1 protein-coding gene (only partly in view) is annotated in these 13,046 nt (G+C 69.6%); it reads left to right on the top strand.

Going from position 1 to position 13,046, the window contains the following annotated elements; genetic code table 11:
* A protein-coding gene (locus Q9R33_RS00315) for a hypothetical protein (protein WP_311292496.1) crosses the window boundary here: on the top strand, nt 1–13,046 show its 3' end. Its footprint begins 15,868 nt before the window's first position; only the last 13,046 of its 28,914 coding nucleotides appear in the window; the start codon falls outside the window, past its left edge; the stop codon is at nt 13,044–13,046.

Below are 13,046 nucleotides of genomic sequence, written 5' to 3'. Positions count from 1 at the left end.
CCGACCCCGACAGCGTCTCGATCGACGTGCTCAACGCCGACCTCGACGTGGTGCCGTCCGCCATCATCAGCGTGTCGGTCGACAACGGTCCGCACGCGCCCCCGGCGACGCAGTGGTTCTGGCACCTCCAGCACATCTTCCCCGCGACCGACATCGTCATCGAGAGCCTGCGCGCCACGAAGACGACCGGCTTCGACATCGCCTACGACGGAGACATCCGCAACAACCTCGGCTCGACCCGGATCACGAACCACCGCGGCTCCATCCTTCGCGGCATCGATGCCGGCGACGAGGTCATCACGAGCAACCGCGTCACCCTCGACGCCGAGCAGGGCTCGATCGGCACGATCCCGAACCCGATCGCCCTGGTCCTGGTCCAGATCTTCCACACCGGAGAGATCGGCGTCCCGGCCGTCCTCAAGCCCGTTTTCCTCGATGCCGAGGCCGGGCAGAGCCTCTACCTCGACGTCACGACGCTCCGCCGCTCGTCGCTCACCGCGAGCACCAGCCCGATCGCCCCCGTCCTCGGCCCGATCAAGGCCGGCTACGACGCCGTGGTCATCCTCCGAGACTCGGCCGAGGGCATCGACCCGCTCGATGTCGCCGACATCCGCGTCGACATCTACGACCCGAACGACAAGCCCGCCCCGTACGGCTCCGGCAGCCCGATCGAGAGTGTGCAGACAACGTGCTTCTTCCGGCCCGACGGCCCGTCGTGCGCCGGCGGCGTGGATGCACCTGTCGTCGTGGGCGGCACCGTCGTGCTCGTCGGTCTCGGCACCGACCTCGACCCGATCCGCACGAACGTCACCTTCAGCGACATCCGCGCGGGCCACAGCATCGCGATCTTCCACCCGTCGCCGGCGACCGAGGTCACCGTCCTCGCCTACACCGACGGGGACGCGACGTGGACCGACGACGAGACCGGCGCGGGGCACGGCGTCACCGACGGCTCAGGCAAGATCGACGTGCTGACCAACGGGAACATCACGGTGGTCGAGAAGAGTGCAAAGGGCGACCTGCGCGTCGGCCACGTCCATGCCACCGGCCTGTGCTCGGGTGCGACGCCGAAGGCGTGCACCACGGCCACGATCGCCGCGGATGTCACGCTCCGCTCGCCGGCGCGGATCCTGGATGCGGAGCTCGACGCCGGCATCATCGACACCGACGACGACCGCACCTGCGTCGACGCCTACGACCTCGACTGCGCGGCGGGCACGCCGACCGGCGTCGACGTCACCGGCCGCAACATCACCCTCGTCGCCGGCGACAACGGCCTCGGGCAGCCGGGGAGCGTGTCGGGCTCGGGCGGCATTGGACTGGCCGGCAACTTCCTCGAGATCCAGGTCGACGCGGTCGGCGGACCCACCGGGCACCTCGACGCCTTCGACACCGCCGCGGACGACGCGAACACGCAGGGCATCTACATCGACCAGGTCGCCGGGCACCTGCAGATCGGCATCGTGCACACGGCCGGCGACGACGCGCTCACGACCGGCAACGTGTCGCTGCGGACGCGCAGCGGCAGCATCCTCGACACCCTCGACGACGCCGCCGCCGACGTGATCGGCCAGACGATCGACATCGACGCGCACGGCGGCTCGATCGGCGTCTCCGCGAACGACCTCGAGATCGACTCGCTCGTCGGGTCGCCGTTCGCGTGCGTCAACGAGAACTGCGCCGACAACGCGAACGGCACCTCGGATGCCGGACTCGTCGCGGTCGCCGACGACGTCGCCCTCGAGGCATCCGCCGGAATCTGGCTCACCGAGACCGACGCCTACCTCCGTCTCCTCTTCGCCCACGCGACCGGCGGCGACATCCGCATCACCGTCCGGGAGAGCGCGCAGCTCGACGAGGACCTGTTCCTCATCCGCAACGGCACCGCGAACTTCGCCGAGGACGACAGCACGGTTCCGGGCAACAACCCCGACCACCCGCGCGTGATCCCCAACGGCACGGTCTTCGCCGAGGACGGCGGCGTCGAACTGCGGGTCGGCGACGACGTCACGCTGCACCAGTTCACGCAGATCCTGGCCGACCGCGCGATCGACATCCGCGGCGACGCCGGCAACGCCGACACGGGCGGCACGCTCGCGGTTCCCGACCCCGAGCACGGCACCACCATGATCCTGCGCGGTCGGATCATCGCCGACTGCGTCGTCGGGGCGGGCGGCACCTACGGCTATCCCGTCGGAACCTGCTCGCCGTCCACCGCCAACCCCGTCGGCGACCGCCTGGCGAACGTGTGGGGCGGCAGCGACGTCGATGTCTTCCAGCTCGGCGACCGGTCGGGTCTCGACCTCGCACAGACCAGCAATGCCGCCCTCAACAAGGAGCAGTGGGGCGACGCCGGCTACATCTTCTTCGGCGCGAAGACCATCGTGCACGGCAATGCCACCCTCACGTCGAGCACCGCCGACGGCGAGGACGAGTTCACGGTCTGGTACCTGCAGTCGATGGACGTCGTGACGAGCCCGACGGGCCTGCAGTCCGGCACGGGCGCGGGGCACACGCTCACCCTCGACGGCCAGGGCGAGACCGACCACTACTCGATCTACACCAACGGCAGCCACGGCAACATCCGCAACTACGTCATCAACGTCCTCGACACGGGTCTTGCGAACCAGGGCGTCGACGAGCTCGGCATCTACGGCTACGACAACGCGGCCGTGGCGTACAACGGGGCAAGCGGCGCTGCCGACGACATCTGGCTGCTGCGAGCACTGACCTGCATCGACAACGAGTCGCCGTTCGCCCTCAACCCGGGCGTCCCGGCGACGTGCGCGACGCCGACCGAGACCGCCGATCACCCCGCGTTCATCGCCCTGCTCGCCGGCAACGGCAACGCCGACGGCGGCATCGGCCTCTACCGCGACCGCACGCAGGGCAACGAGCCCAGCGCGCTCGTGCAGCGCATCAACTACGACCGTGCGCTCAACGGCCGCATCACGGTCTTCGGCCTGGGCGGCAACGACGCGTTCTACGTCGACGACACGCAGGCCACGATGACGCTCGACGGCGGCGCCGGCAACGACGCGTTCCAGATCGGCCAGATCTTCGGCACGCAGCGCGACGGCGAGGCCGCGCCCGAGGGCGGCGCCCTGCTCCCCGCCGACACGTTCCCGGCGCTCGTCCCCACGACCCGCGGCTGGCTGAGCCCCGGTGCGCACGCCCCGCTGCTGGCCACCGGAGGCACCGGCAACGACCGCTTCATCGTCTACTCGAACCAGGCCGAGATCCAGCTCAACGGCGACGACGACAACGACCTGTTCATCGTCCGGGCCTTCGCGATCGCCGCGGTGTGCGACACCGACGCCGACAACATCGCCGGCTGCGGCCTCAGCGACGTGGACTACCGGCCGGCGGGCGGCGTCTTCCCGCTGGATGCGGCGGACGGCGCCGACGACGGGCAGTGCGTGCTCGCGGGCGGCTACATCCGCTACGACAACAACGGCGACGACGTCTGCAACAACGCCGACGCGCACATCACGTACCACCACGCGCCGGGCAGCAACGTCGATCTCGACCACACGATGTGGCAGGACGACGTGATCCCGCTGGACGCCAACGGCGTCGCCGTGCCGGTGATCGGGCTCGGCTTCTCGACGAACCGTCCGCTCGACATCCGCGCCGGCGGCGGCGAGGACGAGGTCCAGTACAACGTCAACGCGCCGGTCAACGTCGACGGCGGCACTGGCTTCGACAAGCTCGTCGTCCTCGGCACCGAGTTCGCCGACGACTTCGTCATCACCGACAAGGCGATCTACGGCGCCGGGCTCAACGTCAAGTACACGACGATCGAGATCCTCGAGGTCGACGGGCTCGAGGGCGACGACCAGTTCTTCGTCCTGTCCACCGCGTACGGCGTCGCCTACCGCGTCATCGGCGGCCTGGGCTCCGACCAGATCTCGGTCGCGGGCGACGTCACCGCCGACATCGTGACCCGCGAGCTCGAGGGCATCTCGGGGGCGGTCGACCACATCGTCCTCTCGGACGACCCCCGCTACGACGGCATCGTGGTCGACGGTGTGCCCTACAACCTCGCGACCCCCGAGACCGGCGTCGTCGTGATCAAGGAGCAGGGCACGTCGACGAGTGTGCGCGAGGGCACGACGACCGGGCCCATCAGGGAGATCAACCACTACACCGTCGAGCTCAGCCATGCCCCCACCGCGAACATCTTCGTGACGGTCTCGGCCGCGCTCTCGCCCGATGAAGAGGCGCGCGACACCTTCGACAACCCGACGGGCTTCGGGCTCACCGACGGCGTCGCCGACACGATCTGGCTCTGCGTCGACACGTTCCCGTACGGCGACCAGTGCAACGGCATCGGCGACTTCCAGCGCCACTACGTACGGAACGGCGTCGTCGTCGACGAGGCCGGACGCGCCGTGGTGCTGACGTTCACGCCCGGGAACTGGAACACTCCGCAGCGCGTCTACATCCGCGCCTACGACGACCTCCGCTCGGAGGGCGACCGCACCGTGGTGGTGCAGCACTCGGTCATCGCCGCCGACAAGGTCGCGGATGCCGAGTTCCACGGTGCGGCGGTGCGCCAGGTGAACGTCCGCGTGTACGACAACGACACCCCGGGCGTCTACGTCACCCACGTCGAGCCGTCGACCGAGAACCCCACCACCGCGCCGAACACGCCGGGCGAGATCGCCTGCGCCGCGAACGCGCAGAACTGCGTCCTCGACGATCGGGGCGTCGTGATCGAGGGCAGCGGCACCACGCAGCGCACCGACGAGATCCTGGTCCAGCTCGCGAAGGACCCGGGCGCGCTCACCATCACCGTCAAGATCACGATGGATGCCGACTCCCAGCGCATCCTGCAGATCCTCGACCCCGCACTCGGCTCGCGCTGGACCAAGGTCACCGGCGAGGCGTTCGGCACGTACTACCTGCTGACCTTCGACAGCACGAACTGGAACACCCCGGTGCGGCTCACGCTGCAGGCACGCAGCAACCCCGAGCCCGGCGATCCCACCACGGCCATCATCTTCTGGGGTCAGGAGTTCGCGACCCCGGCATACACCTTCCCGAACCTGCGGTCGGGTCAGCAGCGCACCGACGTGCTCGTCTACGACGACGAGACGGCGCAGGTCGTCACGATCCCGACGGGCACCGACACCGTCGTCGTCAAGTGCGGCGACGCGGCGTGCTCGGTGCCGGGCCTCCGCGACGGCTACTACATCCGCCTGACGACGACCCCGACCGGCGACGTGCACGTCGTCATCACACCCGACGGTCTCGTCGACGTGGTCTCGATCAACGGGGTCGCGGTCACGCCGGACGACTATGTGGAGATCGGCGGCGACATCCCGTCGCGGGTGTTCCTGGGCAACCTCTCGTTCGCCGGATCGACGATCACGCGGGCGAACGGCAGCGACACCGGCAGCTTCTGGGACGACGGCCTCGCCGTCGGCCAGCGTCTGCGGTTCGCAGCGTGCACGGGCATCTACACCGTGCAGTCGATCTCGGTCGACGGCAAGTCCTTCACGGTGTCGACGCCGCTCGTCGGCTGCAGCGGCGCGGCGACCGGCACGTCGATCAACGTCCTGACGCGGCGAGGGATCTGGGACGGCTCGGCGGCGCTCGCCACGGCGGTCGGCGATGACCTGCTCACGCACTTCCGGCTGACGCGCGCCGGCGGCGGCTGGCTCGTCGACGGATTCCTCGAGGGCCAGTGGGTGCTGGTGTGCGACGGGGACGGCGACTGCGTCCGTGCCAAGATCCAGAACATCCGCGGCACCAACCTCGCGCACGACCAGCAGCTCGAGTTCCGCCCCGACTCGTACGACGACTTCTCAGCGCTGTCGGGCTCGGCGTTCAGCGTCGTGAGGATCGCCGCGCAGGCGACCTTCACCGCCGCCGACTGGTACCTCGACCAGAAGGTCGAGCTCGAGGCCGACCTCGGCTACTACCAGCCGATCGTGCGCCAGGGCGTCAAGAACTTCCCGGCGTCGCAGCACCTGCTCACGCGCCTGCGCGGCCCGCTCGCGGTCGAAGGCGGCGTGACGGGAGCCGACCGCTCGCTCGAGCTCGGGCTGAAGCTGCCGGGCGAGCAGGACGGCCCGCTGTTCGCGATCGCCACCCAGGCGCCCGAATCCAAGCAGATCGACGTCCTCAACATCTACGGCGACGGCAGCGTGGCGCACAACTGGGGCGTCATGACCTCGACGACCCTCCGCGGCCTCGGCATGGCGAAGGACCTCGACTTCGGAGCGGCCTACGGCGGATCGCAGAACGAGACGTTCGGCGAGCCGCAGATCTTCCCCGGCGGCATCAGCTTCGGCTCGGTGTCGTTCGTCGACGGCGAGTACGAGACCTCCGCCGGCCGCAGCTCGATCGAGGTGCTCAACCTCTTCCTCGGAGCCGGCAACGACCGCCTCGACATCCAGGGCACGCTCCAGCCGGACGACCCGGTGAAGCTGAGGGGCCAGATCACCCTCGCCGCCGCGCAGTCGTACCCCGGATTCGCGGCGCCGCCGGCCGGTGCGCTCCAGCTCACACGACCGTCGCCGTTCGACTGGAAGGCGCAGGGCTTCCTGATCGGGCAGCCGGTGACGATCAGCAACCAGCCCGGGCGCGTGTTCAAGGTCGTCGGCTTCGCCGACTCCGACCCGAGCGACACCACCGACAACACGGTGATGTACCTGCAGCTCATGAGCGGCGGCGCTCCGACCCCGGGCACGTCGGGCTCCGGTGTCAACGCCCCGACCGTCGTCGCGCAGGACGTCCCGGTGACGATCACGGTCCCGGTGACCGTGGCCGGGGGCCCCGCCGGCGGCACGGTCACCCGTGCGAGCGGCAGCTGGATCGCGGACGGCTTCGTCGTCGGCCAGCTGGTGCGGATCGCGAACATCGCGGGCCAGTGGCGCCTGGTCGCGGTGACGGCCACGACGCTGACGCTCGACCGCGGCGACGTGCTCCCGTCGATCGCGGCGCCCACCTCGCAGAACGTCTTCGTCCCCGGACCGCACGGCGGCCTCACGGCGGTGCACGGCGGCGGCAACACGCCGATCCAGACGGTGTTCGAGATGACGCGCACCGCCCCGACGCCCGCTCAGGCCTCCGCGTTCCCGGGTGCGGCACTCGTCCTCACGCGACTCGACGGACTCAATTGGGCGTTCAACGGCCTGCTGCCCGGCAGCGGGTACTACGCGGGCGACCCGTACCTGCACGCCTCCCAGCACGTGCAGCTCGTGGGCGAGAACTTCACGCGGATGATCCTCGGCTTCCTCGATCTGCCGTTCGCCCAGTGCCCGTACGGCGACCCGTTCCCCGGCTGCGGCAAGGGATCGATCATGATCCTGGGCGGGCCGAACATCGCCCCCACCACCCCCGTGACGCTGCCGCTCGGCACCGGACTCGCGACCGATGTCCGCGTCGCGCAGCCGGTGAAGATCGAGGTCACAGCGCCGGTGCAGGTGAGGACGTCGAGCCTGACGCGTACCGACGGCGCGAGCTGGAGCGCGGCGGGCTTCAAGGTCGGCATGCAGGTGCGCATCAGCGGCTTCGCGGGTCCGTTCACCATCTCGAAGTTCTCGGGTGCGAACGACAGCGTCGTGGAGTTCGCGAACGTCGCGTGGGCGCCGAGCATGCACCTGAACGCGGCGGGCGTGGCGATCTGGGATGCCGTCACCCTGACTCTCACCGCGTGGGACGAGTTCCGCGCGTCGAACGGCGTCATGATCGGCGGCGACGTCCTCACCGTCTGCAACCGAGCGGTGGACAGCCTGCTCTTCAAGATCGCCGCGCAGCCGGACGGCCTCGTCGACGATCCGGTGCGCTGCGACGCGACGCACACGGCCGGCCCCGGCTCGCCGCTCGTGGTCTACGGCGACACGTCGCAGGACGGCGTCTGGTACTCGGGCACGCCGGGCGACAACCTGGGCATGGAGTTCGGTCCCAAGCCGTTCGACCCGTTCACCCACGTCCCCGACGGCGAGAACGAGGACGACGAGTGGGTGTTCGGACTCGCGAACCCCTACGACTACAGCGGCAACGACATCATCGACGCGTCCGGTCTGTTCGCCGACCTCCTCCCGGCGAATCTGCCGACCGTGGGCTTCACGGCCTACGGCGGACTGGGCGACGACCTCATCATCGGCAGCCAGGCCGGCGACCACCTCGCCGGCGGCTCGGGCGACGACGAGATCCGCGGCCTCCGGGGCGTCGACCACATCTACGGCGACTCGGGCGTCAACGTCGACGTGCTGACGCGTGCGCTCGACATCGCGACGATCAACCGCAGCCCGCGGCCCACGGTGACCGGTGCGGGCTTCATCCCGAACGGCACGACCCTCACGCCGATCGTGGGTGGCGTCATCGGCGTCGTCGACGACCTGCTCGTCGCCGGGTACGACCTCATCTACGGCGACGGCGCGCCGGGCCTCGGCCTCGGGTCGTTCGCGGTGAACGCCAATGGGCAGCCCGAGTGGGCGTACGACGACATCGTCTTCGGCGACCACGGCGCGATCGACCAGAACGTGGCCGACCCGAACGAGCCCGACCCGCGGCTGCAGAAGATCCAGACGACGGCGCTCGCCTCGATCCTGCGGATCCGCAGCGTCAACCTCGACAAGGGCGCGGACGACATCGTCTTCGGCGGCCTCGGCCGTGACGTGCTCGTCGGCGGCGCCGGCAACGACATGATCGACGGCGATCAGTCCGACGACATCCTGTTCGGCGACGCCGTGTGGTTCGACCGCACGCCGGGCAACTGGACGAGCCCGCGGTTCCAGTCGCTGTGCGGCACGCTCCTCTACAGCCGCAGCGACATCACGGACGCCTCGAACCTCTGCAACGGTGCGCCGACTCCGACCGAGAACAACTCGGGCGTGCTGCTCGTCGACGGCACGCCGCGCCCGTACCGCGACCCCGACGGGGCGCCGTGGTGGGCGGAGTACGACGTGACGAACCTGTTCCACGACGTGGCGTCGGACCGGGGTGACAAGTGGGCCGCGACGTGGGGGAACGACTACCTCGCGGGCGGCGCGGCCCACGACATCCTGTTCGGGCAGCTCGGCGACGACGTCCTGCAGGGCGACGGCGGCATCGAGGGGGCCTTCCGCCGCTGGATCGACGACCACCCGTCCGTCGTCAACGGTGTGGCCGATGCGGCGACCTCGGCCTCCCACGTGGGCGCCTCGCGCACCCCCCTCGGCTGCTACGACAACGACCCCGGCGCGGGCGTGGCGATCCTCTGCGACTACACGGGCGTTCTCCTGGTCGTGCCGTCGTTCGAGGCGGCGACGGATGGCGAGGACTACATCGAGGGCAACGCCGGCAACGACGTCGTCTTCGGCGGTCTCGGCCAGGACGACATCGTCGGCGGCTCGAGCGACTTCTTCAGCCTCGACACGGCCGACAAGCGCCCCGACGGCCTGCAGAACCCGGCGCTCAACTACCTGCCCGGTCACGACCGCGGTGCCGACGTCCTCTTCGGTGGGGCGGGCTCGCGCATCGGCATCAACGACCAGACCAATGGCGGCACGATGGTCAGCACGCCGACGACCGGCGGAACGCTCGTCGACGGCACACTGCCGGCGAACATGCACGCCCGCGACGCCGACACGATCGTCGGGGACAACGGCCGCATCGTCCGCATCGTCGGCACGAGCCACGGCGACGTCAACGGGCTGGGCAACACCGGCACGGTCGGGGTCCCGCCGGCCACGGGATCGAACTACCTGACGTTCCAGTACGACAACTACGGCACGCAGAAGCTCATCGTCCGTGGCGTGACGCTCCTCGACTACACCCTCGGCGGGCCGGACTTCGAGCCCGAGAACTTCGGCCTCGGCGTGGGCAGCGACTGCACCAACGGCTCGCCGACGCAGCCGATCTGCTCGAAGGTGCTCGACACCGCGACGGGTCAGTGGCGCAACGTCGCCTACGACCCGACGGCCGGCGCGCAGACCGGCGGTCGCGACGAGGTCCACGGCGAGACCGGCGACGACACGGTCTACACCGGCGCCGACCACGACGTCGTCTACGGCGACGCCCAGGACGACGACATCATCGGCGGCTGGGGCAACGACTGGATCTCGGGCGGCACCGGCCAGGACGGCATCCTCGGCGACGACGGCCGCATCTTCACCAGCCGCAACAGCTCGACCGGCATCCTGACCGGCGGCGCCGCCTGCTCCGGCAACGCGGCCGCGCCGGGCGCGGTGAACGCCTGCTACAGCGAGCGGCTCTACGGCATCACCGCGCTCCTGGCGACAGACCCCGACACCAAGTACTCGAACGGCAACGTGCTGAACGAGTTCATCTACACGCCCGGTCAGGGCCAGACGGCGACGATCAACATCGGCGGCCAGCTGAACAAGGCGGCCGACCTCACGATCTACAACCTCGGTCCCGACGTGAACGCGAGCCTGCACCACGTCGCGAACTCGCCGCTGTACGACGCGAACAATTCCGACGACATCATCTTCGGCGGCTGGGGGAGCGACTGGATCCACGGCGGCGCCGGCGACGACGCCATCTCGGGCGCCGAGGCCATCGGCACCGACCCCGACGACAACCGCCTCGCTCCGAACGGCGTCAACGGACCGAAGCCGGCGGGCAGCGGCTACGCCCAGCACTTCGACCTCGCCGGCACCCTCGTCGGCCTCGAGTACATTGACTTCGCCCACCCGTGGAACCCCGGCGACGTGCTGCACTTCGGCGCCGACACCAACCCTTGGCACGCCAACAACCACAACGAGATGCGCCTGGGCGAGTTCCTCCTCTACGACGAGTACGACCCGCGCCGCGCCATCCTCTTCAACGGCGTCGGCCAGACCTGGGGCTGCACCTCGTGGTCGCCGAGCGGGCACACCTGCACGGGCAGTTCCGACCGCACGCTGTTCCCGAACCAGTTCTTCCTCAACAACGAGGACCTCGTCGGCGACATCCTCGTGAAGACCTGCGTCTCGGTCGACAACCAGGGCAACTGCCTCGCGTGGAAGTACGACCAGGCCACCGACGGCGACGACGCGATCTTCGGCGATCTCGGCAACGACTGGCTCGTCGGCGGCACCGGCCAGGACACGCTGTGGGGCGGCTGGGGCAACGACCTGCACCAGGCTGACGACGATCTGCACAACGGATGCCTCGTCATGGCGAACAACGGCACGTGTCTGCAGTACGGCGACACATGGCTGAACGACATCGCCGACGGCGTCAACTCGAGCTTCCAGGACCGCGCCTACGGCGGCGCCGGACTCGACATCCTCATCGGCAACACCGCCGGCGACCGCCTCATCGACTGGGTCGGCGAGTTCAACAGCTACCTCGTGCCCTTCGCCCCATTCGGCATGGCTACCGTCAGCCGCCAGAACAACCCTGCGCTGCCCGAGTTCCTGTACGCGCTCAGCCGCAGCCAGGGCGCCGACCCGACGCGCTGGAGCGACGAGGGCAGCGACCCCGTGCGCAACGGCGAGCCGTTCGGCGAGCTGGGGCTCATCCGCCAGGAGGACCATGGCTACTGGCAGACGCAGACGGGCGGCCCGACCGACCCGCAGGCGGGGAACATCCCCGGCGGCAAGCGCGACAGCGTGCGCGGCGCGGACTTCAACGACGGCACGCTGCAGGGGTTCCTCACCGACTCGGGCACCTTCACGATCACCCAGGGGGTGCTGACCGTCACGGCGGCGAGCTCGCAGGGCGACGCGGTCGCCGTCTGGTACTCGGACGCCTACCAGACCGTCTACTACGAGGTCTCGGCGCGCATCTCGATGGACAAGCCGACCGGGGGCTGGAAGGCCAACGCGTACATCGTCTTCGACTACTTCAGCCCCACCGACTTCAAGTTCGCCGGCATCGACCAGTCGACGAACAAGATGGTGATCGGCGAACGCACCGCCACCGGCTGGTGGGTCCGGGCGCAGGGGAGCGTGCCCGGCGGCGTGAAGGCCAACACGTTCTACAACCTCAACGTCGTGATCAACGGCCTGGTCGTCACGGTGACCGCGGACGGCAAGAACGCCTTCAGCTACACGTTCGCGCCGCGCATCATCGGCGGCCAGCAGGTCGCCCTCAACCGCGGCCTCACCGGCTTCGGCTCGAACCAGGCGAAGGGCCTCTTCGACAACATCGCCCTCACCGTCATCTCGCCCGAGATCACGATCGACCGCGCCGAGTTCTTCGAGGGCGGCGGGCCTTCGGCGAGGCAGGACGTGACCGGCACCTGGACGACGGTCGGCGGGCGACTGCAGGGGACGACGGATGCTGCGGGCACCGCGACGTCGCTCATCGGCGTCCCCGTCGGCACGGGCTACAGCAGCGTGCCGCAGTTCGACGCGACCAGCTACGTGCAGCTCACCGCGACTCTCCGGGCGGCGGGGATCACCGGCATCCTCTTCGACTGGTACTCCGCGAAGGACTACAAGTTCGTCGGGATCGACGTCGCCGGCCAGCGCGTGGTGATCGGACATGTGGCGAAGGGCATCCGCACCATCGACCTCGCGATCGCCCGCGCACTCGTCGCCGGCAGTGACTACGTGCTCGACATCGTCCTCAAGGCGACGGTCGTCACCGTCACGCTCGGCGGCCAGGTGCTCGCCTCGTTCTCGTACAACTCGCCGCTCGCCGATGGCAGACAGGGTCTGTTCGCGTTCGGGGCCGGGGTCACAGCATCCGCTGCCGACTATCGCCTGCGCACCGACGACGATGCGTACACGGGATCCCCGCCCGCAGCGCAGGCCGTGCGGATCTCGGACGCGACGGTCACCGAGGGCGCGGCCGGCACCACCAAGACCGTGACGCTCACGGTCACCCGCGACCAGGCAGGCTCGGCGCTGTCGATCGGGTGGAGCGTCGACACCCTCATCGCGAACGGTGTCACATGGGGCGTCGATGTGACCGGTGCCACCTCCGGCGTCGTGACGTTCGCCGCCGGCGCCACCACCGCCACCATCACCTTCACGGTCCGCGGCGACGCCGCGAAGGAACCGGACGAAGCATTCATCGTGACACTGCAGCCGGCGCCCGGCGCCAATCTGGCGGACGCGCAGGGACTGGTCACGATCAAGACCGACGACGGGTGA

The sequence above is a fragment of the Microbacterium sp. PRC9 genome (genome assembly GCF_031844125.1).
Taxonomy (GTDB): domain Bacteria; phylum Actinomycetota; class Actinomycetes; order Actinomycetales; family Microbacteriaceae; genus Microbacterium.
This window is presented reverse-complemented; position numbering and strand designations above follow the sequence as displayed.